At 61.3% G+C, this 25,597-nt stretch carries 25 protein-coding genes; 18 read left to right on the plus strand and 7 right to left on the minus strand.

Annotated features, from left to right (window positions below):
- Positions 1–3: 3 nt before the first annotated feature.
- The 7 genes from B5E56_RS01170 (at position 4) to B5E56_RS01200 (ending at position 6,959) form a co-directional block, all read left to right on the plus strand.
- Positions 4–723 (plus strand): ABC transporter ATP-binding protein, encoded by a 720-nt coding sequence (locus tag B5E56_RS01170; protein WP_087387936.1) that lies wholly within the window; start codon positions 4–6, stop codon positions 721–723.
- Positions 716–2,305 carry a hypothetical protein gene (locus B5E56_RS01175; protein WP_087387938.1) on the plus strand — a complete coding sequence of 530 codons (1,590 nt, stop codon included), beginning with the start codon at positions 716–718 and terminating at the stop codon, positions 2,303–2,305. Before B5E56_RS01170 ends, B5E56_RS01175 begins: the two co-directional genes overlap by 8 nt.
- An 86-nt stretch (positions 2,306–2,391) precedes the next feature.
- Positions 2,392–4,281 (plus strand): S41 family peptidase, encoded by a 1,890-nt coding sequence (locus B5E56_RS01180; RefSeq protein ID WP_087387940.1) that lies wholly within the window; start codon positions 2,392–2,394, stop codon positions 4,279–4,281.
- 163 nt (positions 4,282–4,444) lie between these two features.
- Positions 4,445–5,167, plus strand: coding sequence for a WecB/TagA/CpsF family glycosyltransferase (locus B5E56_RS01185; RefSeq protein WP_087327918.1), 723 nt, complete (start codon positions 4,445–4,447; stop codon positions 5,165–5,167).
- 1 nt (position 5,168) lies between these two features.
- Positions 5,169–5,840 (plus strand): dTMP kinase, encoded by a 672-nt coding sequence (locus tag B5E56_RS01190; RefSeq protein WP_087188279.1) that lies wholly within the window; start codon positions 5,169–5,171, stop codon positions 5,838–5,840.
- An 11-nt stretch (positions 5,841–5,851) separates the two neighbouring features.
- On the plus strand, positions 5,852–6,397 hold the full coding sequence (locus B5E56_RS01195; RefSeq protein WP_087387942.1) for a DJ-1 family glyoxalase III: 546 nt from the start codon (positions 5,852–5,854) through the stop codon (positions 6,395–6,397).
- Complete coding sequence (locus tag B5E56_RS01200; RefSeq protein WP_087387944.1) at positions 6,375–6,959, plus strand: 5-formyltetrahydrofolate cyclo-ligase; 585 nt, start codon at positions 6,375–6,377, stop codon at positions 6,957–6,959. The genes B5E56_RS01195 and B5E56_RS01200 overlap by 23 nt, the downstream gene beginning before the upstream one ends.
- Before the next feature lie 46 nt (positions 6,960–7,005).
- On the opposite strand, the gene B5E56_RS14685 is transcribed toward B5E56_RS01200, so the two are convergent.
- On the minus strand, positions 7,006–7,158 hold the full coding sequence (locus B5E56_RS14685) for a hypothetical protein (RefSeq protein WP_164496864.1): 153 nt from the start codon (positions 7,156–7,158) through the stop codon (positions 7,006–7,008).
- Between the two features lie 101 nt (positions 7,159–7,259).
- Here B5E56_RS14685 and mltG point away from each other — a divergent pair, with 101 nt between their 5' ends.
- The 9 genes from mltG (at position 7,260) to B5E56_RS01245 (ending at position 17,642) form a co-directional block, all read left to right on the plus strand.
- Complete coding sequence (gene mltG, locus B5E56_RS01205; protein WP_087387946.1) at positions 7,260–8,495, plus strand: endolytic transglycosylase MltG; 1,236 nt, start codon at positions 7,260–7,262, stop codon at positions 8,493–8,495.
- Positions 8,488–9,702: a peptidase U32 family protein gene (locus tag B5E56_RS01210; RefSeq protein WP_087387948.1), complete on the plus strand. Its 1,215-nt coding sequence runs from the start codon at positions 8,488–8,490 to the stop codon at positions 9,700–9,702. Before mltG ends, B5E56_RS01210 begins: the two co-directional genes overlap by 8 nt.
- An 87-nt stretch (positions 9,703–9,789) precedes the next feature.
- Positions 9,790–10,281, plus strand: coding sequence for an RNA polymerase sigma factor (locus tag B5E56_RS01215; RefSeq protein WP_087387950.1), 492 nt, complete (start codon positions 9,790–9,792; stop codon positions 10,279–10,281).
- Positions 10,278–11,693, plus strand: coding sequence for a hypothetical protein (locus B5E56_RS01220; RefSeq protein ID WP_087387952.1), 1,416 nt, complete (start codon positions 10,278–10,280; stop codon positions 11,691–11,693). Before B5E56_RS01215 ends, B5E56_RS01220 begins: the two co-directional genes overlap by 4 nt.
- Positions 11,694–11,967: 274 nt before the next feature.
- A complete protein-coding gene (locus B5E56_RS01225) occupies positions 11,968–13,125 on the plus strand; it encodes an iron-containing alcohol dehydrogenase (RefSeq protein ID WP_087387954.1) in 1,158 nt (385 codons plus the stop codon).
- 263 nt (positions 13,126–13,388) lie between these two features.
- Positions 13,389–13,769: a hypothetical protein gene (locus B5E56_RS01230; protein ID WP_143383107.1), complete on the plus strand. Its 381-nt coding sequence runs from the start codon at positions 13,389–13,391 to the stop codon at positions 13,767–13,769.
- Positions 13,770–13,795: 26 nt separating this feature from the next.
- Complete coding sequence (locus B5E56_RS01235; RefSeq protein ID WP_087387958.1) at positions 13,796–14,248, plus strand: hypothetical protein; 453 nt, start codon at positions 13,796–13,798, stop codon at positions 14,246–14,248.
- 316 nt (positions 14,249–14,564) lie between these two features.
- The gene (gene alaS, locus B5E56_RS01240) at positions 14,565–17,237 is read left to right on the plus strand and encodes an alanine--tRNA ligase (protein ID WP_087387960.1); all 2,673 of its coding nucleotides are present in this window, start codon (positions 14,565–14,567) and stop codon (positions 17,235–17,237) included.
- A gap of 225 nt (positions 17,238–17,462) precedes the next feature.
- Complete coding sequence (locus tag B5E56_RS01245) at positions 17,463–17,642, plus strand: DUF4250 domain-containing protein (RefSeq protein WP_087268852.1); 180 nt, start codon at positions 17,463–17,465, stop codon at positions 17,640–17,642.
- A gap of 63 nt (positions 17,643–17,705) precedes the next feature.
- Here the strand turns inward: B5E56_RS01245 and B5E56_RS01250 are convergent, their stop codons facing one another.
- The 3 genes from B5E56_RS01250 to B5E56_RS01260 are packed head-to-tail and all read right to left on the minus strand — an operon-like array spanning position 17,706 to position 19,584.
- The gene (locus tag B5E56_RS01250; RefSeq protein ID WP_087387962.1) at positions 17,706–18,350 is read right to left on the minus strand and encodes an ABC-2 transporter permease; all 645 of its coding nucleotides are present in this window, start codon (positions 18,348–18,350) and stop codon (positions 17,706–17,708) included.
- Positions 18,347–19,207, minus strand: a complete 861-nt coding sequence (locus tag B5E56_RS01255) for an ABC transporter ATP-binding protein (RefSeq protein WP_087387964.1) — start codon at positions 19,205–19,207, stop codon at positions 18,347–18,349. The genes B5E56_RS01250 and B5E56_RS01255 overlap by 4 nt, the downstream gene beginning before the upstream one ends.
- On the minus strand, positions 19,204–19,584 hold the full coding sequence (locus B5E56_RS01260; protein WP_087188269.1) for a GntR family transcriptional regulator: 381 nt from the start codon (positions 19,582–19,584) through the stop codon (positions 19,204–19,206). Before B5E56_RS01260 ends, B5E56_RS01255 begins: the two co-directional genes overlap by 4 nt.
- A gap of 150 nt (positions 19,585–19,734) precedes the next feature.
- Between B5E56_RS01260 and B5E56_RS01265 the strand changes: the two genes are divergently transcribed.
- Positions 19,735–20,805 (plus strand): alanine racemase, encoded by a 1,071-nt coding sequence (locus B5E56_RS01265; RefSeq protein WP_087387966.1) that lies wholly within the window; start codon positions 19,735–19,737, stop codon positions 20,803–20,805.
- A 41-nt stretch (positions 20,806–20,846) separates the two neighbouring features.
- On the opposite strand, the gene B5E56_RS01270 is transcribed toward B5E56_RS01265, so the two are convergent.
- The gene (locus B5E56_RS01270; RefSeq protein ID WP_087387968.1) at positions 20,847–21,629 is read right to left on the minus strand and encodes a hypothetical protein; all 783 of its coding nucleotides are present in this window, start codon (positions 21,627–21,629) and stop codon (positions 20,847–20,849) included.
- Positions 21,630–21,691: 62 nt separating this feature from the next.
- Positions 21,692–22,027, minus strand: a complete 336-nt coding sequence (locus tag B5E56_RS01275; protein WP_087387970.1) for an RNA polymerase sigma factor — start codon at positions 22,025–22,027, stop codon at positions 21,692–21,694.
- A gap of 186 nt (positions 22,028–22,213) precedes the next feature.
- On the opposite strand from B5E56_RS01275, the gene B5E56_RS01280 reads away from it, so the two are divergent.
- Positions 22,214–24,559, plus strand: coding sequence for a SpoIIE family protein phosphatase (locus B5E56_RS01280; protein ID WP_087387972.1), 2,346 nt, complete (start codon positions 22,214–22,216; stop codon positions 24,557–24,559).
- A gap of 58 nt (positions 24,560–24,617) precedes the next feature.
- Here the strand turns inward: B5E56_RS01280 and B5E56_RS01285 are convergent, their stop codons facing one another.
- Positions 24,618–25,496, minus strand: a complete 879-nt coding sequence (locus B5E56_RS01285; protein ID WP_242958717.1) for a rhomboid family intramembrane serine protease — start codon at positions 25,494–25,496, stop codon at positions 24,618–24,620.
- Positions 25,497–25,597 lie beyond the last annotated feature (101 nt).

The raw sequence follows: 25,597 nt of genomic DNA on the forward strand, positions 1-25,597 counted from the left end.
CCCATGCTGCACATCGAACACTTTTCCAAGAGCTATCCCGGTCACAAGCGGGCGGTGGACGACCTGAGCCTCCATGTGGCTCCCGGTGAGATCTTCGGGTTCATTGGCCACAACGGTGCGGGCAAGACTACCACCCTCCGGGCGGTAGCCGGCGTCATGGACTTTACAGAGGGCACCATCACCATTGACGGGCACAACGTCCGCACCGACGCCCTGGCTGCCAAGAAGGTCACCGCCTTCCTGCCCGACAACCCCGACCTCTATGAATTTCTCACCGGCATCCAGTTTCTCAATTTCATCGCCGATCTATACGAAATCTCCGGGGATACCCGTCAGAATCTCATCGCCAAGTACGGCGACGCTTTCCAACTCACCGGCAATCTGGGCAGCCCCATCGGCAGCTATTCCCACGGCATGAAGCAGAAGCTGGCTCTCATCTCCGCCCTCATCCGCCAGCCCAAGCTGCTCATTTTGGACGAACCCTTTGTGGGCCTGGACCCGTCGGCGGCCCACCTGCTCAAGCAGTTCTGGGCGGAGCTGTGCGCGGCCGGCAGCGCGGTGTTCTTCTCCACCCATGTGCTGGAGGTGGCGGAGAAGCTGTGTCATCGGGTGGCTATCATCAAGCAGGGCAAGCTGATCCGCATGGGCAATACCGCTGAACTGGTGGGAGACTCCACCCTGGAGGACGTATTCCTGGAACTGGAGGGAGACGGGCATGGCTAAATTCCTCGCCCTGCTGAAGCTGAATTTCCGGGCCCTGCTCTCCGCCATACGGGTGGGCCGGAAAAAGCGCTCCTTCTCCGGCATAGGCGCCCTGGCCCTTCTGGCCGGGTTGTCGCTCTATATCTCCGGGGTGTACAGCTCTCTGCTGGCCGGACAGCTGGCGGCGGTGGGGGCCCTGCCCCTGCTGCTGGTGCTCATGTCCCTGGTGGCGGTCCTGCTGGGTTTCTTTTTCTCCCTCTTTGCAGCCCAGGGCGTGGTATATGGAGCCAAGGACAACGACCTGATGCTCTCCCTGCCCATTTCCCCCTTTACCCTCATGCTCTCCCGTACCCTGGCCCTCTATCTGGAGAACCTGGTATCCACCGTGTTCGTGCTCCTCCCCGCCGGGGTGATCTACCTGTGGTACGGCGGGCCGGGGGGTTGGGCGGTGCTCCCGCTGCTGCTGGTTTCCGCCCTCTTTCTGAACCTGCTGCCCACCCTGCTCACCCTCATTATAGGCTTTGTGCTGGCCTGGCTGTCCGGCCGGTTTTCCCGGAAGGCCCTGGCCTCTACCCTGCTCCAGCTGCTCCTACTGGCTCTGATTCTGGTAGGTTCCTTCTGGCTGAGCAGCTCCATCAACAACGTGGAGACCGCCGTTCCCGCCATTCTATCCTTCTTCCAGGGCTGGGGCCGGCCCTTCCTGCTGCTGGCAGAGGGGGTGAGCGGCGGAAATCTGCTCCAGCTGGCGGCTCTGTGGGCCCTGTGCCTGGTCCCCTTCCTGGTGGTAGTGTGGCTGTTGGCCTGGCAGTATAAGGCCATCATCACCCGGCTGTCCACCCACCGGACCCGCTCGGATTACAAGCTGGGCAAGCTGTCCTCCTCCGGCCAGCTAGGGGCTCTGCTGCGAAAGGAAGCCCGCCGGTGGTTCGGCACACCCAGCTATGTATTCAACACCGGTATCGGTCTGCTTCTGCTGCCGGGGGCTGGGGTGGCCGCTCTGATCTACCGGGAATCCATCGCACAATTTTTAGAGATGGCTGGCGGCCTAGCTCTGGCTCCGCTGCTGCTGGCAGGCGTTACGTTCTGCCTGTCCACCGTTGCCATCACCGGTTCCTCCATCAGCCTGGAGGGCAAACAGCTCTGGCTGCTCCAGTGCGCCCCCGTTCCGGTGACCACCATTCTGGGCATGAAGGTGGCCTTCCAGCTGCTGGTCATCCTACCCTGTCTGGCAGTGGGGTGGCTCATGCTCTGTCTGGCCTTTGCCCTAGCTCCGGCGGAGTGGGTACTCCTGCTGGTTGACGGATTACTCTTTGCCCTGATGTGCGCCCCCTTCGGGCTGTGGATCAACCTCCACTTTCCCAAGCTGGACGCGGTCAACGACGCCGTGGTGGTCAAGCAGTCGGCCTCCGCCATGCTGTCCACCTTCCTGCCCATGGTTCTGGTCCTGCTTCTTTTCCTGCTGTGGTTCTTTCTTCTGGAGCCTCTGGGCAGCGTGGGTTTGCTGCTGGTATACGCCGTTATTCTGGCCGCTGCGGCCGTCCTCTCCTTCCTTGCACTTGTGCGCCAGGGGCCCGCATTGTTCCGCAGTCTGGAGGAAAAATGACAAATTGCTACAAAGTGGGGACGGGCCTTGCGCCCGCCCCCGCTTTGCTCTAAAATGGGGTTACATAATATTACGGGAGGCGTACTATGAAACTTCGCTTTCGCCTGCCGGCCGTCGGGCTGGCCGCAAGCCTTTTGCTGACAACCGCTGCCCAGGCGCTCAATCCCTCGCAGGCTCTGACGCTGCTGAACTGGTACTACCTGGACCCTCTTCCCGACCAGGTATTTGAGCAAACGGATATGAACGGGATTATCCAGGCCCTCGGAGACCCCTACACCGAATATTTTACCGCCGAAGAGTATGCCGCCTTTCACGCCTCTCTCTCCGACTCTGAGCTGGTAGGCGCCGGCGTTTCCATTCAGCTGGCTGACGATGGTCTGCTGGTAACCCGCGTGATCCCCGGCTCCGCCGCAGAGGCGGGTGGTCTGCTGGCAGGAGACGTAATTACCGCCATCGATGGCCAGTCTTGTATGAAAATCAGCCTGGAGCAGGCCTCCGCTCTGCTGGGCGGCGAGGTGGGGACCTCCTTCCAGCTGACTTATCTGCGGGACGGCCAGGCCCACACCGTCACCCTGACCCGCTGCGCCTTTGTGGTGCCCACCGCCTATACTGAACTTTGGGAGGACCACATCGGCTATGTGGCCTGCGACGCCTTTGGTCCTGAAACCGCCGGTCATGTGCAGGAAGGTTTGGAAACCTATGGCAGTCAGGCCGACCACTGGATCATGGACCTGCGCAACAACGGCGGCGGAGAAGTGACCGCCGCCCTCAACACCATCAGCTATTTTGCTGGTCCCAACGATCAGCTGGTTTATATGCGGGCCAGCGACGGCTCCATCAACGCCCAGGGCAGTCAGAGCGCCCAGATCACCGATGAACCGCTCATCGTCCTGACCAACTTCTATTCGGCCAGCGCCTCCGAGCTGTTTGCCTCCGCCATTCGGGACACCGGCTCCGGCCTGCTGGTGGGAGACCGCACCTACGGAAAAGGAGTCGCTCAGATCCTGTTGGACAGCACCCTCTTTCCTGCCTTTTTCTCCGAGGGCGATGCTCTGAAAATGACCGCCTATCGCTTTTTCGGGCCTGCCGGTACCAGCAACGACACCATCGGCGTCATGCCGCACCTGCTGCTGAATCCGTCCCTGGCGGACGAGGCCGCCGTGCTTCTCTCCAGTCCCGAGCCCCAGGGAGACACCTCCGGTACGGCGCGCATTGATCTGAACGGTGCCTGGTACATCGATTTGGAACAAGCCTGCTCCACCTCCTACCAGGCTGCCTTTACCGCGCTGCTGGAGGCTCTGCCCGACGGAGTCCTGCTGCGGACAGGCACCGGTGATGGCTGGGAGGCCACCACCGCCGCCGATCTGGCCGCCGCCTGCGGCCTCAGCGGCTATCATCATCGGGGGTTCTCCGACACCGATCAGTCCCCCTATGCCGATGAAATCGGCCTGCTGGCCACCTACGGCGTGGTACTGGGCGCGGGAGACGGCACCTATCGTCCCGCGGAAGCTCTGACCCGGGGACAACTCTGTACCCTGCTGGCCCAGGCCCTGAACTGCAAGGTTCCTACCGGGGAGAGCGCCTTTACCGACGTGTCCATGGACGACTGGTACGGTCCCTCCGTCAATGCCCTGGCCTCCATGGGACTGGTAAACGGCGTAGGCGGCGGCCGCTTCGCCCCCAACGATCCTGTGAGCCACGAGCAGTTTATCACCATTCTGTCCCGCCTGGGCAGGAAACTTGATCTGGATCTGATCCAGACCTGGCAGAATCGTCCGGAGGCGGCGTCCGCCGAGTATCAGAACTATTCCTCCTGGTCCTGGGAGTCGGTATGGCTGCTGGCACAGGATGAGGACGGCCTGCTTTGGGCCGCCCCCAGTGAGATCGATCCCGCCGGAGTCACCACCCGGGAGGAGGCTGCCGCCCTGACCTGCACTCTGCTGTGCAAGCTGAATCTGCTTCCCTCCCTGATCTGAGCCAAAGCGCCCTTCGCTGTGCGAAGGGCGCTTTTCCGGCTTTCTTCACAGAAACTTTATCATTTCCACCCTCCTTTCTCCCTGTTTCCGCATGGACTTTTCTCTTCCGCTATGGTAGAATGGTGTGAAATTGTGGACTTGATCCAATCGGAGGCAATTCATTTTGAGGACAGATGTTTTGGGCGTCGGCTTCGACGACCTGACGTTGGATGAGGCGGTACAGACTGGCTCCGGGCTGGTGGAAGCGGACGGCTTTCACTATGCTGTGACCCCCAACCCGGAATTTATCCTGGCCGCCCGGAAAAACCCCGAATTCAAGCAGGCCCTGCTGGGGGCTGACCTGGTGCTGGCCGACGGCATCGGTGTGATCTACTCCGCCAAGATTCTGGGCCGCCCCCTGAAAAGCAAAGTGCCGGGCATCGATTTTGCCCAGCGGCTGGTGGCATGGATGGCGGAACACGGAAAGCGGCTCTTTCTGCTGGGCGCCAAACCCGGCGTGGCCGAGCTGGCCGCTGCCAACCTGAAGAGTACCTATCCCGGACTTATTGTCTGCGGTACCCACGACGGCTACTTCAAGGAGGACGGTCCGGTGGTGGAGGAAATCCGCGCCGCCGCCGCAGATGTGGTCTTTGTCTGTCTGGGCGCGCCCAAGCAGGAGTTCTGGATGGTACAGAACGGTCCCGCTACCGGCGCGCACCTGATGATCGGCCTGGGCGGCTCCCTGGACGTCTTTGCCGGCGTGGTGGAACGGGCTCCCAAGGCCTTTCAAAAGCTGGGGCTGGAGTGGCTCCACCGGCTCATCAAGGAGCCCAAGCGCATCGGGCGCATGGCCAAGCTCCCTCTGGTGCTGTGGTATGCCGTAGGCGCCCGGATCAGGAGGCGCTGACATGGCAGGAAAGCTGATTGTGTTTGAAGGAACCGACGGCTCCGGCAAATCCACCCAGTTCAAGCTGCTGTGTCAGCGGCTGGAGCAGGAGGATATCTCCTTCCGCCGTCTGGTCTTTCCCCAGTATCAGGAGCCCTCTTCCGCCCTGCTGCGGATGTATCTGGGCGGTGAGTTTGGCTCCCATCCCTCTGACGTAAATCCCTATGCCGCCTCCACCTTCTACGCGGTGGATCGGTACGCATCTTGGAAGAAGGTGTGGGGAGACTACTACCGGAACGGCGGGCTGGTACTCTCTGACCGGTACACCACCTCCAACGCCGTCCACCAGGCCAGCAAGCTACCTGAGGACCAGTGGGAGGAGTTCTTTCATTGGCTCTTTGACTTTGAATGTAGCAAATTGGGACTGCCCTTCCCCGACCAGGTGATCTATCTGGATATGCCCACAGAACGGGCCGTGGAGCTGCTGCGCAGCCGGGAGGCGGCCACCCATACCAAAGGCGATATTCACGAAGTAGATACCGATTATCTGGCCCTGTGCCGCCGCACCGCTCTGCGGGCGGCTGACTGCCTGGGCTGGCACAAGGTCCCCTGCGTGGACCAGACAGGACGTCTGCGCTCCACGGAAGAAATCCACCAAGACATCTGGGCTATGGTGGCCCAAATCATAAAATGAGGTGCTGTTGAATGGTAGCTATTTTACTGGGTAACGGGTTTGAAGAGAGCGAAGCTCTGGTCCCCGCCGACCTGCTGCGTCGGGCTGGTGTCAAGGTAGCTCTGGTGGGCCTGGACGGACTTCAGGTCACCGGCAGCCACGGGATCACTGTCACGGCGGACACCACGCTGGACCAACTGGAGCCCGACCAGCTGCGGATGCTCATGCTTCCCGGCGGACTGGGCGGCGTAGAGGCCATCAGCGGTGATATGCGGGCTCAGGCCCTCATCCAGCGCTGCTATGATCACGGCTGCTGGCTGGCCGCCATCTGTGCTGCTCCCACCATTCTGGCCAACCTGGGGATGCTGGACCGCCGCAACGCGGTGTGTTACCCCGGTATGGAGGATCTGATGGGTTCCGCTGTGGTGCAGAAGGGTTGCTCCGTCGTGGTGGATGGCCACATCGTCACCGGCGAGGCCGCCGGTTCCGCCTTCCCCTTCGGCCTGAAGCTGGTAGAGATTCTGAAGGGGCCTGCCGCTGCTGCCCAGGTAAAGGATGCCGTCCACTATCACGGCTGAGAAGGCCCGCCTGCGCCGTCAGGCACTGGACTGGCTGGCCACGCTGTCATCTCAGGCGCGGATTGCCGGAGATGAAGTCCTGTTTCGCCGTTTTCTGGCCCTGCCTCAGATAGAGTCCGCCCGGACCGTCCTGCTCTACCACGGCATGGACACCGAACCGGACACCGTCCGGCTGCTGTCACCCCTGTGGGATATAGGAAAGCAGGTGTGTCTGCCCAGGTGCCTGCCGGGGAACCAAATGGAGGCCAGGCTCGTCCAAAGGGACAGTACCCTCATCCGCCATCCCTACGGAATGCTGGAGCCGGGCCTGGACTGTCCCCTCATCCCACCGGACCAGATCGATCTGGTTCTGGTGCCTGGACTGGCCTTTGACCGCTCCGGCGGCCGTCTTGGACGTGGCGGCGGGTATTACGACCGCTGGCTGGCCGGATTTTCCGGCGTCACTGCCGCGCTGTGCCGGGATGGACTGCTGATGGAGGCCATTCCCCGTCTCCCCCACGACCTGGGGGTGGATCTGGTGATCACTGAAACCAGCCTGTACGGCCCGTCCGCACCGGGATAGGAGAAAAGCGGGGCCTGAGGCCCCGCTTCCCCGCGGTACGTACGGCTTAGCAGCAGCCGTCGTTGCAACCGCAGTTGTTGTTGCAGCCGCAGCTGTTGCCGCAGCTGTTCCCGCCGCCGCAGCAGCAGCACAGCAGGATGATGATCAGGATGATCCACAGGCAGCTGCTGCCGCCAAAACCGTTATTGCCGAAACACATTGTCGTCTCACCTCACTTGCTTGAACTGACCTATTCTATGCAGGGGCGGAGATCCTGGTTCCGGCAAGCTACTGTTTTTCATTCGATTAGGAGTTGAACCTATGTCTCAGGAAGATTATCGCAACGAGGGCCGCCGGGAGCCCCCTTCCCACGCCAATCACGGTGGAAAGCGCCTGGCACCTTCCAGCCGCCCTTCCAGCCGTCCGTCTAACCGCCCGTCCGGCCGCTCCTCCTCCGACCCGGAGCATCAGACTCAGCCCCGGCCCCGCAAGAAGCGCAAACGTCTGGGCTCATGGGGTATTCTGATCTATGTGGTATGCGTGCTGGGCGCCTCCGTCCTGCTGGCGGGGGTCAGCTGGATGTGGGCCAACGACATTCTCGCCCTGAACAAGGCCCCCCTCACCGCCGTGGTGGAGATCAAGGAGGGCGACACGGTGGATCAGGTGGCCGACAAGCTGAAGGATGCGGGCCTGATCGAATACAAATTTGTATTCAAGCTCTTCTGCAGCTTTACCCACGTCTCGGGCCAGGCCGGAGACGACGACGCCAAGATCACCCCGGGCAGCTATGAGCTGAACACTGATATGGACTACCGTGCCCTCATCAGCAGCATGGGCTCCAGTTCCGCCAACCGGCTCACCACCACGGTGACCATCCCGGAGGGCACCACCGAGGCCCAGATCTTCGAAATGCTGGAGAAGGCAGGCGTGGCCACGGTGGAGGATCTGACCGAGACTGCCGCCAACTACGACTTCAAGTTCTCCTTCCTCCAGGGCGTGCTGCCTCTGGGAGACGCCAAGCGTCTGGAGGGCTACCTCTTCCCCGACACTTACGAGTTCTATATGGGCGAGGACCCGGTGAGCGTGCTCAACAAGATGATCCTTCGCTTTGACGAGATCTTCACCGATGAGATGCGCCAGACCATGACGGACAAGGGCATGAGCGTCAACGACGCCGTCATCATCGCCTCCATGATTGAGAAGGAGACCGACGGCACCGATCAGGGCAAGATCTCCTCGGTGATCTACAACCGTCTCAACAAGCCCACCAGCGAGACGGCGGGCTATCTGAACATCGATGCCACCATCCTGTATGTCACCGGAGGCACCCAAGTAAACACCCAGGCGGATACCCCCTATAACACCTATACCCACAAGGGGCTTCCCCCCACCGCCATCTCCTGTCCCGGTGTGGACGCCCTGAAGGCGGCGGTGAACCCCGACTCCACCAATTACTACTACTACGCCCTGGGCGACGACGGGGTACACCACTTCTTCCGCTCCAGCAGTGAGCACCAATCTTTCCTCAAGAGCCAGGAGCTGTACAAGAATGACTAAACAAATCGAACTGCTCTCCCCCGCCGGGGACATGGAACGGCTGAAAATGTCCCTGGCCTACGGGGCGGACGCGGTCTATCTGGCGGGCAACGATTTCGGTATGCGGGCCTTTGCCGGCAACTTCACTCCGGACGAGATGCGCCAGGCGGTGGAGCTGTGCCACAGCAAGGGCGTGTCCATCCACGTCACCTGCAACACCATGCCCCGCAACGACGAGGTAGCCCGGCTGCCCCAGTGGCTGGAGTACCTCCAGGACCTGGGGGTGGACGCCGCCATCGTGGCCGACGTGGGGGTGCTCTCCCTGCTGAAAAAGCACGCCCCCAAGGTCAAGGCCCATATCTCCACCCAGGCCAGCATCTCCAACTATCAGGCCGCCCGGGCCTGGTATGAGCTGGGGGCCAGCCGGGTGATTCTGGCCCGGGAGCTGTCTCTGGACGAGATCCGGGAGATTCGGGCCAAAGCCCCCAAGGAACTGGAGATCGAGGCCTTTGTCCACGGGGCCATGTGCGTCAGCTACTCCGGCCGGTGTCTGCTCTCCAACTATATGACCGGGCGGGACGCCAACCGGGGCGCCTGTGCCCAGCCCTGCCGCTACAAGTACGCCCTGATGGAGGAGAAGCGCCCCGGGGAATACTTCCCCATCGGCGAGGACGAAGGGGGCGCCTATATCATGAACTCCCGGGATATGTGCATGATCGACCATATTCCGGAGCTGATGGAGGCCGGGCTCAACTCCCTCAAGGTAGAGGGCCGGGCCAAGAGCGCCTACTACGCCGCCGCCGTCACCGCCGCCTACCGCCACGCCATCGACGCGGCGGCGGAGGGCCGTCCTCTGGACCCGGTGTGGCGGGAAGAGGTGGAGAAAGTGAGCCACCGCCCCTACTCCACCGGCTTCTACTTCGGCCAGCCCGGCCAGTACACCGGCGACGCCCGCTATGTCCGGGAGTGGCAGGTGGTGGCCATCGTCACCGCCTGCGATTCCGAGGGCAACGCCACCCTGTCCCTGCGCAACAAGTTTGCCGTGGGGGACACGCTGGAGCTGGTGGGCCCCAACGTGTCCGCCACCCCCTTTGCCGCCGGTGCCATGGAGGACGAAAACGGCTGGCCCCTCACCGAGCCCCGCACCCCCCAGATGATATTCCGCATGAAGCTGCCCCGTCCGGTGCCCCCCCTGTCCATCCTTCGGGCCTGCCGGGAAAATTCCTGATATAAAAAGTCCAGGCGAAGTTCGCCTGGACTTTTTTGTGACCTGAGCCCTCGCCCAGTCGTTATATGGGTGAAAGGAGGCGGTACGATGAAAGAAAACGACCCTTTGATCCGCCGGTTTGAAGCCGCCTATTCCGCCCATGGTACTTCGGTTTACCGGCTGGCCATGGTCTATCTGGGCCGCCCGGCGGACGCCGAGGATGTGACTCAGGAGGTCTTTCTCAAGCTGCTGTACAAGGCCCCCGCCTTTGCCGACGGGGAACACGAAAAGCGCTGGCTGCTGCGGGTGACCGCCAATCTGTGCCGGGACCAGCTGAAAACTTTTTGGCGGCGGCAGACAGTGGCCCTGGATGAGAGCTGCCCTGTGCGGTCAGGGCCGGATCGGGCGGTGCTGGAGACCATTCTGGCCCTGCCCGAGACCTACAAGGGCCCCATTCACCTCCACTACTACGAGGGCTACTCGGTGGCGGAGGTGGCCGAGATCCTGAAGCTGAGCCAGTCGGCGGTCAAAATGCGGCTAAAGCGAGGCCGGGAGCTGCTGAAACTGGAACTGGACACCGGATGGGAGGGAAGCGTATGAACACCCGGAATTATCGCAACGCAATGGACCAGCTGAACCCCGCCCCCGAGCTGGAGGAGCGCATCAAAGGGCAACTGAATCTGCCCCCCAGGCGGCAGGCCCACCCCCGCAGGCTGGCTGGCAAAGCTCTTGCGGCGGCGGCCGCCATCGCCTGCACCTTTATGGTGGCTATAGCGGTAAGCCCCCAACTGCGGGCGGCGGTGCTCACCTTCTTCCACCTTGAGGAAACCGAGCAGGTGCCCGGCCCTGTGGGCGAGGCGCCGGAGGAGCCGGAAATGACCCAGACCACCATTGACGATCTGGTGGAGGCCCAGTATATCCGTCTCCCCAATGCGGGGGCGGGTTATGACTACGGCGTCGGCACCCTGTTTCAGGCGGAACGAGCCGATGACGGTTCTCTCCTGGACTTCCACTACTGGGCGGCGGAAGGGGATCAGCTGGTCCCCCTGGAGACCTGCACCACCGAATTTTCCACCACCTGGGAGGGCGTGACTTATACCGACACCGTCTACTGGTGCGAGTATGAGGGGTCCATCTCCTGCTACTGCAACGGCACCGCCGGCTATGCCCTGGACTACGACTGTAATACCATCGCCATCCCCGGCTCCGCCGACAGCGTCATCCTCCGTCTCAGCCAGGGCAGCCAAATGGACTACCGGCAGTACCCAGTGCTGCTGGACCTGGAAACCGGTGAAGTCACCGACCTGCTGGGCGGCACCGGCTGGGAAAAGGCCGCCCCCCTAACCGATGTGCGGTGGACGGACGATCTGTCCGCCGCCATCCTGTCCAGCGACCGCACGGGCTGGTTCTACTGTGACCGGGCAGCCAAGACCACCACCGCCCTGGACGAGCTCACCGGCCTGGAGGTATTCAGCGCCTGGTTTGGTCAGGACGGCGCCCTGATCCTGCTGACCCTCTCCGGGTCGGAGGGGGACTGCTACGATGTCTGGACCTGGCAGCCGGAGAACGGCCAACTGAAACGCACCTTTTCCCAGCTGCCGGTCTACCAGTCCCGGGAGGAGAACCCTTACGGCTTTCAGTTCTTCTTTGGCGGCGGACGGGGCATTTATGTGGCGGAGGACGGCACGGTATCGGTGCTGGACCTGGTTACCGGCGGGACCACCATTGTGGAGGATTTCTCGTTGTCCCAGCAGGAGAACGCCACCTTGATCGCCAATGCTTCCGGCACCAAGGTCCTGTTTGCCAGCTATGACGGCCAGGCCGACGGGCTGGGAATTTCCAGCCTGGGGGTGATGGACCTGGAAAAAGGCGTGTTCACCCTGCTGGACCGGGAAAACTACGACGCCCTGCAGGAGGGCTCTCTGAGCTGGTTCGACGAGGACCGGGTGGCCATCACCGCCCACGGCAAGGAGGACTACAACGAAACCTATCTCTACCTCTACCGGTTCTGACCGGCAGGCGGGCCGCCTATTTCGTGTTGGAAACAGATTGTTGTTATTGTCACAACAAGGAGAAAATGGTTCTCAGTTTTCCACATTTTCAAATCTAAACCAATCGGTTTCGTTTTAAAATGTTATTGTCATATTTTTAACATATACGTTACAAATATAACGATATTTCGTTAAAAAATAAACTTTTTAAAACTTATTGACAGCTTTCATCTGGCAGATTATACTTGCGTCAATCATTTGGGCGCAGGCGCCCGGCACAAGGAGGAAATCTGCTATGTCCACTTACTACTTCCTGCCCACCCGCAATGTGTTCGGTGAAGGAGCCGTCAATGAGATCGGCGCGCTGATGAGCAGCCTGAACGTCAGTCACGCCATGATCGTCACCGACAAGTTCCTGGCCCAGTCCGGCATGGCCGCCTCCATCCAGGAGATCCTGTCCGGCTCTGGCATCCGGTCGGTGGTCTTTGACGGAGCCGAGCCCAACCCCACCGACAAGAACGTGGAGGCAGGCGTGACCTTCTTCCAGCAGAACGGCTGCGACTCCATTATTTCTCTGGGCGGCGGCTCCTCCCACGACTGCGCCAAGGGCATCGGCCTGGTGGCCAGCAACGGCGGCACCATCCACGACTACGAGGGCGTGGACAAGGCCTCCAAGGACGTGGTTCCCCTGATGGCCATCAATACCACCGCCGGCACCGCCTCTGAGATCACCCGCTTCTGCATCATCACCGACACCACCCGCAAGGTGAAAATGGCCATTGTGGACTGGCGAGTCACCCCCAAGATCGCCGTCAACGACCCGGTCCTCATGAAGGGGATGCCCGCTTCCCTCACCGCCGCCACCGGTATGGACGCCATGACCCACGCCATTGAGGCCTATGTCTCCACCGCCGCCAACGTGCTCACCGACTCCGCCGCCCTGATGGCGGTGAAGATGATCTACCAGTACCTGCCCAAGGCAGTGGCCAACGGCGACTACATGAAGGCCCGGGACAAGATGGCCTACGCCCAGTATCTGGCAGGCATCGCCTTCAATAACGCCTCTCTGGGCTACGTCCACGCCATGGCCCACCAGCTGGGCGGCTACTACAACCTGCCTCACGGCGTATGCAACGCCATCCTGCTGCCCTATGTGGAGGAGTTCAATCTCATCGGCAACCTGAATCGCTTCCGGGATCTGGCCCAGGCCATGGGGGAACAGATCGACGGCCTGTCCACCGGGGATTCCGCGGCCAAGGCCATCCAGGCCATCCGCACCATCAGCCGCCAGGTGGGTATCCCCTCTGATCTGAAGCAGTTGGGGGTCAAGCCGGAGGACTTTGAGATTATGGCGGAAAACGCCATGAAGGACGTCTGCTGCCTCACCAATCCCCGCAAGGCCACCAAGGCCCAGATCATCGAGATCTACCGCCGGGCCTACGAAGGCGAATAAGAATCTCCGCCGGGCGTGCCTCAAGGCACGCCCGGCTTTGTCGTCCCTTCATTTTATCGTTTTTCAATAAATTTATATTGACTTTCAGTTTCCCGCATGGTAGGATGGCCTCGAAAGGAGCGATTCTTATGACTCCGTCACCTGCCTCCCGGTTGGGGGGATTTGCAGCGGGACATTTTGTGATCACTGCCCTCTGCGCTCCGCTGTTGTTCTTAGGGCCCCAAGTGTTTGCATCCGTTTCCTCACCGCTTCAGGCACTGTGGATGATGGTCCTCTATCTTCCCGCCGGGTGGATCATGGCTGCCGTCCGCAGCTGGAACCGGCCCACACCGAAAGAGGGCGTAAAGGCTGTTCTTTGGCCCGCCCTGCTTGCCTGGGGCTGGGCCTTTGGAGGGTGGCTTCTGCTTATCTGTCCTTCCCTTCTCTCCGGCATAGGCTTCTGGATGCTGACAAGCACCTACTTTTTGGCGTGCCCCTCCTTTGTGTTCATGCTGGCCGCCCTGGGGCAGAATGCAGATCTTACCGCCTGGAGCACCTTCGGCTTCACCTGGTATTTTTCCATGTTTCTGGCCGGTCTGCTGCCGCCGCTGCTCTTCTTTCTGGGGTCTCTGCTGCCCCGCCCTGTCCGCACGGTCCGCAACTGATACGCCCCCTGGAAAAGAGGTCCGCTATGAAAAGAAAACACATTCTATTGACCGTCGCCTGTCTCCTCCTTGTGGCCGGAGCCATCGGCTGGAGGGTTCTCTCCAGTTACACCCTGGCGCTGCGCCTGAACTGGGGGATCTCCATTCCTTTTTGGGCCCGTCCCGTTCCATGCTATGAAAAGGATTCCGGCCCCAGTTTTCTGGGGGACGGTATCCGATACCATATATTCTCCTATCAGTACGAGGATTTCATTGACCAGATGTTCGCCTGGGCCAGCGTGGACCGGGAGACCATCTACTGCGACAGCCTCACCCAGGCCGCCGAAACCTGGCTGGACGAGATTGAGGTCCCGGCTGAGTACCGCCCCGACTACGACGCTTGTTCCAACTGGTATCGCGCCAAGTCGGACAACAGCGAAATCATCTTCTTCTGGGACGCGGAACGGAACCGGCTCTACTGCCTGGAATCCTTTCTCTGACCGCTCGGCGCCGGTTCTCCCCGAAAAGGCGGTTGACAACGGCGAAAAATGTGATAGAATAAGGCAGTTGAAGCGCAATGACGAAGCCAAGCAGACCACGCCGCGACGAGCGAGAGGGGACGGTGAGAGCCCTCCGCGACACGAGCCTGCGCGCCACTTCTGAGCGGCCCGGGAGGACCGGGACGATTCATCCCCGTTACCGGATGCAATGAGATGCGCTCTTTGGGCGCAGATCAGGGTGGTACCGTGGAGTGAACATTGCTCCGCCCCTGACATGGGGGCGGGGCTTATTTTTTTGCAGAGGAGATTGAATCATATGCCCAAGAAGTTCGGTCTGAACGAACTGCGCGAGATGTTCCTGTCCTTCTTTGAGACCAAGGGACACCTGCGCCTGCCCAGCTTTTCCCTGATTCCCCAGAACGACGCCTCCCTGCTGCTCATCAACAGCGGCATGGCGCCCATGAAGCCCTTCTTCACCGGCGAGCAGGAGCCCCCCCGCCACCGTGTGACCACCTGCCAGAAGTGCATCCGCACCGGCGACATTGAGAACATCGGTCACACCGCCCGTCACGGCACCTACTTCGAGATGCTGGGCAACTTCTCCTTCGGTGATTACTTCAAGAAGGAGGCCATTCACTGGGCCTGGGAGTTCCTGACCTCCCCCGAGTGGGTGGGCCTGGACCCCAACCGCCTCTACCCCTCTGTGTTCGCCGGCAATGAGACCACCCCCGCCGACGACGAGGCTTTCCGCATCTGGAACGAGGAGATCGGCATCCCCGCCGACCGCATCTTCAAGTTCGGCAAGGAGGATAACTTCTGGGAGCACGGCTCCGGTCCCTGCGGCCCCTGCTCCGAGATCTACTACGACCGCGGCGAGCAGTGGGGCTGCGGCAAGCCCGGCTGCACCGTGGGCTGCGACTGCGACCGCTATATTGAGGTGTGGAACGTAGTGTTCTCCCAGTTCGACAACGACGGCGAGAACCACTACACCGAGCTCAAGCAGAAGAACATCGACACCGGCATGGGCCTGGAGCGTCTGGCCTGCGTGTGCCAGGATGTGGCCTCCCTGTTTGACGTGGACACCGTCATGAACATCACCAACAAGGTGAGCGAGATCACCCACGCCCACTACGGCGAGACCGCCGCCAAGGACGTGTCTCTTCGCGTTATCACCGACCACATCCGCTCCGCCACCTTTATGATCTGCGACGGCGTGCTCCCCTCCAACGAGGGCCGGGGCTACGTCCTCCGCCGCCTGCTCCGCCGGGCCGCCCGCCACGGCAAGCTGCTGGGCGTCAACGATCCCTTCCTGTATGAGGTGTGCGACACCGTTATTCACGAGAACGAGGGCCACTACCCCGAGCTTCGGGAGCGCCAGGACTATATTACCAAGGTCATCCGCACTGAGGAGGAGAACTTCGCCCGCACCATCGACGGCGGCCTGAAGATCTTCAACGATATGCTGGAGGGCCACAAGGCCGGCGGCGAGACCGTGTTCTCCGGCGCTGACGCCTTCAAGCTGTACGACACCTACGGCTTCCCCATCGACCTGACCATCGAGATGGTGGAGGAGCAGGGCATGACCGTGGATCAGGCCGCCTTCCAGAAGCTGATGCAGGAGCAGAAGGAGCGCGCCCGTAAGGCCCGCGAGGCTCTGGGCGATCTGGGCTGGGCCGGCGTGGAGTTCGGCAAAGACGTGCCCGAGACGGAGTTTGTGGGCTACGAGAACACTGCCATTGACGACGCCAAGGTTGTGGCTCTGGTGGTGGAGAACGAGCAGGCCGAAGAGCTGATGCCCGGCGTGGAGGGCATCGTGGTGCTGGATAAGACCCCCTTCTACGCCGAGATGGGCGGCCAGGTGGCCGACCATGGCACCATCACCACCGCTGGCGGCGCTCAGTTCCAGGTCACCGACGTGCAGAAGAACAAGGGCGGCAAGTATATGCACTACGGCAAGCTGACCGAGGGCACCCTCAAGCTGGGCGACACTGTCACTGCCTCCATCGACGTGTCCCGCCGGAAAGCCATCATGCGCGCTCACTCCGCTACCCACCTGCTGGACAAGGCCCTGCGTACCGTGCTGGGCGACCACGTCCATCAGGCCGGTTCTCTGGTAGAGCCCGACCGGCTGCGCTTCGACTTCACCCACTTCTCCGCTATGACTGCCGAGGAGCTGGGCCAGGTGTCTGCCATGGTCAACGAGGCCGTGCTGGAGGGCTACGACGTCCACACCGACGTGCTGCCCATCGAGGAGGCCAAAAAGAAGGGCGCCATCGCCCTGTTCGGTGAGAAGTACGGCGACACCGTCCGCGTGGTGGACATGGGCGAGGGCTACTCCGTGGAGTTCTGCGGCGGCACCCACCTGGACAACACCGCCAAGGTGGGCGTGTTCCACATCGAGAGCGAGTTCTCCGTGGCCTCCGGCGTCCGCCGTATTGAGGCCACCACCGGCGCTCAGTCCCTGAAGATTATGAACCAGAACCAGCAGAAGCTGTTTGAGGCCGCTGCCGTGCTCAAGGCCAAGCCCAGCGATCTGCGGGAGAAGGCCGAGCAGACCATCAGCGAACTGCGCGAGCTGCGCCACATGGTGGAGGGCTTCAAGGCCAAAGAAGCCATCAATCAGGCTGGCAACTTCCTGATGGGCGCCAAGGACGTGGGCGGCCTGAAGGTGCTTACCGCCACCCTCAACGATGCCGATGCCGACCGTCTGCGCAAGATGGGCGATTTCCTGCGGGATAAGGACTCCAGCGTAGTAGCCGTTCTGTCCAGCGTGAAGGACGGCAAGATCACCTTCCTGTCCGTGTGCGGCAAGGACGCCGTGGCCAAGGGCATCAAGGCCGGTGACCTGGTGAAGCAGGTGTGCTGCTGCTGCGGCGGCAAGGGCGGCGGCAAGCCCGACAGTGCCATGGGCGGCGGCTCCGACGTCCTCAAGCTGGACGACGCTCTCGCCAAAGTGGACGACTTTGTGGCCGAGAAGCTGGGACTGTAAGTCATCTAGTTGTCCTAGCGGACGTCGTTTAGCCCCGCCGCAAGTGCGGCGTTCCAAGCGTTTTGCCAAAGGCAAAACCTTGATGCCGGGACAATTCACTTGCCCCGCGCAGATAAAATAACAGGGTCCCCACACGACAGGGTCGTGTGGGGCGGCCGAGAAGCTGGGGCTGTAAATCACCCCCACTTTGAAGTATTTTAGACACAGAAAGTAGGCACATTTTTCATGTTTCCCCAAGATCCCATGATTCTGCTCAGTTATGTCAACACCAAACTGCGGGACTTCTATCCCTCCCTGGACGCCCTGTGCGACGATCTCCAGGCAGATAAGGACGAGATCTCCCAGAAGCTGGCCGTGCTGGATTGCCAGTACGATCCGGACCGGAACCAGTTTGTACGGATGTAATCTGCACAGAATCAATTTGGGCCCGCTGCATAGCGCAGCGGGCCCATTTTTATATCCGTATCTTCAAAATTCCTTTTTGGCGTAGATCCCCTGTGCGATAAAATAGGAGATCAGGTAGCCGCCAATAGCCAGCAATCCCAAGAGGACGGGCAGGGCGGTCAGCAGCCACGCCGGAGGCGTGGGCAGAGTGATCTGGTTCTTGTCCAGTCCCCCAAGCAGCACAGCGCCGCCAAAAATCACTACAAAGGTGATCATGCTGATCACTCTGGCCTTCTCCGCCCCATACTTGAGCAGGAAGGGCAGAATGATGGCGTCCAACACCAGCGTAAGCACGCCGCAGGACAGGGCAATGAGTACCAGATCATCCAGCGTTGTCTCGGTCAGTCCGGCCAAGGAAAGGCACACCATCAGGCCCGCCGCCACCGCCACACTGACCACGATTACCAACAGGGTGAACACATATTTCCCGGCCACCACCCCCCGCCGTCCGGCGGAGGTGGCCACCGCGTACCGGTCCCAATGGGCGGCATCGTCCAGTGCCACCGAGGACACGGGAATGGTGAGACCGAATACGGCTACCAGAGCCCCCAAGATGGAGAAATCAAACACCCCGGTCACGCAGAAGCCTCCGTACACGACGAGAAAGAGCAGCAGGGTGGAAAGCTGCTTGCGCAAAGCCACAATATCCTTATAGATCAGCCCGGTCATTGGGCATCCCCCTTTCCGGTAAAGACCATGATATCCTCCAGGGTAGCGGGGTCCACCGTTAGGCCCGGATAGCGGCGGGCAAAGGCGTACCGGTCCTTTACCAGGGCCTCGCACCCGAACTGTCCCACCCGGCTGCCCGCCAGCAGGGACCGGTCCACCCGCTCCAGATCGGCGCGGCTGCACACCAGCTTGCCGTAGGAGTCCAGCAGTTCGTCCTTGGCGCCGGACAGAACCACCCGCCCCTTGTGGAGATAGGTTACATAGTCCGCGGCCTTCTCCAAGTCGCTGGTGATATGGCTGGAAATGAGGATAGAATGCTCCTCGTCCTGAATAAAGTTGAGAAACTCATCCAGAATCTCATCCCGCACCACCGGGTCCAGGCCGGAGGTGGCCTCGTCCAGGATCAGCAGCCTGGGTTTGGCTGCAAAGGCAGCCGCAATAGCCAGCTTCATTTTCATGCCCCGGGAAAAGGTCTTGACGGTCTTTTTCTCCGGCAGCTCAAATTTCCGCAGATAGCTCCCGTAGCACGTTCCATCCCAGTTGGGATAGAGTTTGGACAGGATCTTGCCAATCTGGACCGGGTTGAGGGTATCGTGGAAGAGGGACTCGTCCAGTACCACCCCCACCTGACTCTTTACTGCCCGCTCGTCACGGACAGCGTCCAGCCCAAAGACGGAGATCTCCCCGCCGTCCCGGTGGATCAGGTTCAGAATACATTTGATGGTGGTGGACTTCCCTGCCCCGTTCTCCCCGATCAGACCCATAATGGTGCCGCCGGGCACAGTGAAGGACACGTCGTCCAGCTTGAAGGAGCCGTAATCCTTAGTGAGATGGCATACTTCCAATGCATTGCTCATACTGTTTCCTCTCCATACAGAAGGCTGAGGGTCTCGGTCAGCTCCGCCAGGGTGACGCCGCCGGTCTTGGCGATGTCCACCGCTTGGGAGAGATGCTCCTCCGCCCGGCGGAGGGTCTCCTCATGGACCAGCTCCAGGTTTCGTGGGGCTACAAAGCACCCCTTCCCCGGCACGGTGGTGATGAAGCCGTCCCGCTCCAGCTCTTCATAGGCTCGTTTGGTGGTGATGACAGAAATACGCAGTTCCTTGGCCAGCAGCCGCATGGAGGGAAGGGCCTCCCCCTCGGCCAGCTCTCCCCGGAGGATGAGGCCCTTCATCTGCCGGGTGATCTGGTCGTAAATGGGCACGCCGCCGGAGTTGCTGATGATGATATCCATGGTGCACCTCGTTGTCATACTGTATATACTTGACATATACAGTAATAACACATAGATACGCAGTTGTCAAGGGGCGGGAAAAATTTTCTTGCCAGAAAGAGTTGGAACCGGTATGATGGGGACAGAGGATCATCAAAGGAGGAACGTGTCATGTATGCGCCTATCCTGGAGATCAACACAAAAAAAGTGACCGAAAACGCCAAAAAGCTCCATGATTTCTGTGCATCCAAGGGGGTGGAGCTGGTCTTTGCCACCAAAGGCTTCTCGGCCCGGCCGGAGGTGATTCGGGCGGCCATGGCAGGGGGCATCACCTCCTTTGCCGACAGCCGGATGAAGAATATCATGGCCGCCAAGGAGGCTATCCCCGGCCTCAAGTACCTGCTCATCCGTATCCCCGCTATCCTGGAGGCCGAGGAGGTGGTCCGCTGGGCAGACTGGAGTCTCCAGAGCCAGATCGAGGTGATCCGGGCAGTATCGGAGGCCGCCCTCCGGCAGGGCAAGGTCCACCCCATCATCCTGATGATTGACGTGGGAGATCTGCGGGAGGGGGTGTTCGGCCGGGAGCAGCTGGACGAGATCGTACCCCAGATTCTGGACTGCCCCGGTGTGAAATTAGTGGGGTTAGGCACCAACGTGGGGTGCTACGGCAGTGTGCTGCCCTCGGTGGACAACACCGCCATTCTGGTGGAGCTGCGGGACTACCTCAACAGGACCTACGGCTGCTCCATCTCGGTGCTGTCGGCAGGAGGCACCTGCGCCCTCAAGCTGCTGGAGGACGGCGTTATGCCCGCCGGAATCAATCAGCTGCGGGTGGGTGAAGCGGTACTTTTCGGCGAGGACACCACCGGCAACCGGTTCCTGGACGGCTATCATCAGGATGCCTTCCTGTTCAAGGCCCAGGTGGTAGAGCTGCGGCGCAAGCCTTCGGTACCCATCGGTGAGCTGGGCCGGGATGGCAAGGGGGACACCCCGGAGTATCCTGACCGTGGTGTGCGCCTGCGGGCCATCTGCGCCGCCGGAAAACAGGACGTAGCCTGGGCCGCCCTCACCCCCACCCTGCCGGGGGCGGAGATGATTGGAGCCAGTTCCGACCATTTGATCGTGGACGTGGAGGACTGCGGCGGCCAGGTGCAGGTGGGCGACTGGCTGGAATTCCGGTGCGGCTATATGGCAGTGCTGGACGCCACCACCTCCGCCTATGTAGATATTGTGGTGAAGTAAATAAAAAAGGTCCCGGGCCGCTGGTCCGGGACCTTTTTTGCCTATTGCGTTGTGTCCGGCAGGAAAATGGAGCAGTCCCCAAACTGGATGTGGTCGATCCGCTCCAGCGGGATGGGGATATCAAAGGCCGAGACGCCGTAGAAGTAATCTCGTCCTCCTGGTCCATCCGGACCTGGATCGCCATATCCGTTTGCCCCGTTGATGGTGACGGTGGAACCATCCTTACAGACTAGCGTTAATTCATAGTGGACAAAGGATCCCGCGTCCTGCGGATAGGAGAGGGTGAAGCTGACCGACAGCGGGGAGAGGGTCAGCGATTCCAGCGTGACCATAGTCTGGGTCTCTGTGTCCAGGCGGACAGCCCCGGCTGGGTCTACCTCCAGAATCTTGCTCCGGTAGAGATGATCCAGTGCAAAGCTCCACGTTCCCTCCAGAATCATAGGCTCCTCTCCAGAGGTACCCTCCCTAGGGATAAGCGCCAGATCGGTGAGATACAGCGTCTTGGATACGCCATCGTTCCAGTTTACACCGCCCGGCCGGCCATAGAGGATAAAGACCAGCTCCACCACATTGTCCCCAGGGGTGCTGTCAGGCAGGAACCGCGCTTTCTGCACTCCCCAGTCCAGTCTTTCGCCGGTGGCGGTGTCCCGCAGGTCCACATCCAGGAACACATGATCCTCCTGAGTACCCATATCGGGCAGGACCGTGCCCTCCGGGGCCTCCACCCGCAGGCGGAGGTAACAGTTGTACGCATCGGCCACCGAGGCCAGCGGGGTAATGGTAATGCCGTTGCTGGTGGAGGGGGCCAGATCGGTGGTACCCATCTCGTCCAGCAGGGCCTTCTGCCCCTCGTCCAGGGGGGGGCGCTTTCAATGGTAAAAAAGAATCAAAGAGATTGCCGGGGCCCCGGATCGCCGGAGGGCTCCAGGTCCAGAAGATCCTCCTCCAGAGGCAGCTCCTTCCCCAGTTCCCGCAGGCGGTTTTTGGCTCTGTTGCGGACAATCGCACTGAGATAGCCCCGCACCCGGCCGGGCACCAGCTTGTGGGCGTTATTCCACAGGGCCAGGAAGGAATCGGACACCACCTCCTCCACATCCCTGGGGGCGTCCCGCAGAATGGAGGAGGCCACTCCGCAGGCAAAGGCCATGTCCCGGTCCATCAAAGCCTCCAGAGCGGCAGGGTCACCCCGCTTCATCCGCCGGATCAGTTCTCCTTCCTCCATCCGCTCACCTCCACACTTGAAAGCGCTTTCACCTATCTTAACACAAAAAACGAGCATCTGGTTTCAACCAACACAGACCAAACCCAAAACCGCGCCGTGTTCCGACCATATTTTTCCAGCTTATGGGTTACACTGTCTCTGATACCGGAAGGGCAAATACGCCCCAAAGCAAAGGAGACAGGGACCATGGCAACAAAAGAGAAGCTGAAAACCAAGGCGGCGCGGCTGCGGGAGGAGGCCCGGGAGACGGGAAAGGTGGTATTCCGTGCCCCGGCGCTGGTGCGCTTTGCCGAATGCGTCATCCGCTTTTTGCTGGGGGCCCTGCTGGCGGGGGCGGAAATCTTCGGGGGGTACGCCCCCTTTGGACTGGGACTGGTGGGAGCCTCCGGCTCCGGGCTGGACGGCTTCTGCGCCCTGCTGGGGGCCTGCTTCGGCTACCTGACCATGGAGGGCTTTGTGGAGGGCCTGCGGTACGCGGCGGCCTGTGTGCTGGTCTTTTCGGTGGCCTTCGCCTTCTTTGACGTAGGGGCCTACCGGAAGAGCTGGTTTATGCCGCTGGCCGCCGCCGCCATCGACGGGGCTACCGGCTTCATCTACCTGTCCGACCAAGGCTGGACGCCGGAAAGTTTGATCTTCTTCGGCACTGAACTGCTGTTGTGTGGGGCGTCGGTATACTTCTACCGCATTGCCTTCACCCCCTGGACCGAAAAGCGGGAGGAGGAGGGGCTGACCGCCCGGCAGACCATCAGCCTGCTGCTGCTGTTAGGTACCCTGCTGCTCACCCTGTCCAAGCTGACCCTGCTGGGGGATCTGTCGGTAGGCCGCTTTGCCGCCGCGGTGGCGGTGATGGCGGTGGCCTACAAGGGAGGCGTCAGCATCGGCGCCACCGCCGGCGTGGCGGTTGGTCTGGGTATGGACCTGTCCACCGGTGGGATGCCCTTTTACGCCATGGCCTACGCCCTGTCCGGGGTGATGACCGGCGTGTTCCACCGCCAGGGCAAGCTGGCCGCCACCCTGGCCTATGTACTGTCCAACGCTCTGGCGGTATTGTGGACCTGGAAGGACGGACTGCACATTCCTCTGCTCTATGAGGTGTTTGCCGCCTCGGTAGTCTTTCTCCTGCTGCCGGACAAGCTGCTGCGGCAGGTGGGCGCCCTGGTGGCCCGGGAGCCCAAACACGGCACTCAGGAGCGAGCCATGGCCTATGTAAAGGGCCGGATGGAGGACACCGCCGCCGCCTTCAAGAGTCTGTACGAATCCATGCGGGGTACCCTCCACACCGGACGTCCCAACGATAACGACACTGCCGCTATCTTTGACCGGGCGGCGGACCGGGTGTGCAAGCGCTGCCCGCTCCAGACCTCCTGCTGGCAGCGGGATTATGTGTCCACCTACAACGCCCTCAACGACGCCCTGCCCGCCATGCTGGAGCGGGGCCGGGGCGAGGGGGGCGACTTCCCCGCTTATTTCTCCAACCGCTGCATGAAGTTTGCCGACTTCCTCACCGCCGTCAACGAGGAGCTGGCAGGACTGCTCTACCGGCGGCAGTACCAGAGCCGTCTGCGGGAGAATCGGGCGGCGGTCTGCCGGCAGTACGGCGAGCTGGCTGAGGTGCTGGGCACGGCGGCGGCGGAGCTGAGCGCCGAGCTCATCCCCGACCCGCTGCGGGAAAAGCGGCTGAGGCAATATCTCACCGCCCAGGGCGTGGAGTGCGAGCTAGCCGTGTATTACGACGAAGCGGGCCACTTACGGGTAGAGCTGGAGGGGGCCGGGCTCTCTCCCCTGCGGCAGAGCAGCCAGGTGGACAAGCTGGCCAAGCTGATGAACTTCCCCCTCCGGCTGGTGGAGGAGGGCCGCCGGGACAGGCTGGTGCTGGTGCAAAGCGAGCCGCTGATGGCGGTGGCCGGGGTGGCCGCCCGAAAGAAGGACGGGCAAACCGTGTCGGGTGATACGGGGGCCTGGTTTAAACACGACGACGGCGCCCTCTATGTGCTGCTGTGCGACGGCATGGGTTCCGGACGGCTGGCCCAGCGGGAGAGCACCCTGGCGGTGCGGCTACTGGAGCAGTTCCTCCGGGCGGGCGTGCGGCCGGAAAATGCCCTGCGGACTCTCAGCTCCGCCCTGGCCCTCCGGGGTGAGGATGAAATCGGCTTCACCACCATCGACCTTTTGCGGGTGGATCTTTTCACCGGCGAAGGCGACATCTACAAATACGGCGCGGCCCCCAGCTATGTAAAAAAAGGGACCGCCGTCAGCCGGGTTACCGGCTGCGCCCTCCCCGCCGGGCTGGCGGGCGGCGAGGGCGGCGCCCCCGATGTAACCCACCTAAAACTGGAGGCGGGAGACTGCGTACTGCTTATCAGCGACGGAGTCACCGGCGGACAGCCCGACCAGTGGGTACGGGACAAGCTGGCCGCCTTTGACGGCCAGAGCCCCCGGGAACTGGCCCAGGAGCTTATTGACGAGAGCGATCAGCAGGCCGGCGCGGCGGACGACCGCGCCGCTCTGGTGCTCCGGCTCAGCAAGCGGTAAAACGGCATGAAAAAGGGCTCCCATCGGAACATTCCGATGGGAGCCCTTTGCGTATCTTTTATTCGATATGAACGTGGTTGTGGATATGCTCTGAGCAGTAGCAGTAGTAGCCGTTGCACTTGGAGCAGTACCGGAACTCCTCGTCGGGGTAGTCGGTGTCGGTCTTGCCGCAGACGGCGCACTTGTGGATATAACCCTTGGTTTGCTGGGCGTGCTTGGTAGCCTGCTTGAAGTTGACGGTCTGGCGGGAATGGCGGTGGGCCGTCTGCCGCTTCACCCGTCCCAGGCTGGCCATCAGGTCGTCCCAGAAGAAGATCAGGTAGTTGAGGATGGCCACGATGGGAGCCACGATGCCCGCCAGTGCAAACATCCCGACCGTGGGGAGCTGCACCAGGTTGTAAATGATGTCGTAGGCAAAGAGAGCGGCGTCCAGCCAGGCCAGCCATTTGACCTTTACCGGAATCACGAAGAAAAGCAGTACCTGCATTTCCCCGTACAGGGTGGCAAAGGAGAAGAACATGGACAGGTTGACGTAGTGCATAGTGGCGGTCTCCACGGGCAGAGGGATAAACAGATAGACCAGGAAGCCCGCAATGATATTAAGCACCACCCCAAGCAGGTAGAACACCGTAAACTTGGTCACGCCCCACTGCCGCTCCAGGATGGAGCCGATCCAGTAGTAGAAATACAGGGAGATGGCCAGGAAAAAGAGATTACTGGTCGTAGGCACAAAGATAAAGGTGAGCAACCGCCAGATCTCGCCTTTGTGGATGATATAGTAGGGCGCAAAGCACAGGGCGGACGACAGGGAAAAGCCCTGACTGAACTGATCCAGCAGCCACACCAGAACATTGCCGATGACCACCACCAGCATCAGGTTGGGGATACCGAACCGGGGATGCTTATAACAGAACCGGTCCAGCCAGCGTTGAATCACACTCAAAGATCATTACCTCCCGATGGGCGGAATACCCGCCCCATCTTCAATGTGCCCAGTTTAGCAGGGCCAGGGAGAAAATTCCCAAACAATTTGTAAAC

Origin of the sequence: Flavonifractor sp. An112 (genome assembly GCF_002161085.1) — a bacterium.
GTDB classification, from domain to species: domain Bacteria; phylum Bacillota; class Clostridia; order Oscillospirales; family Oscillospiraceae; genus Flavonifractor; species Flavonifractor avicola.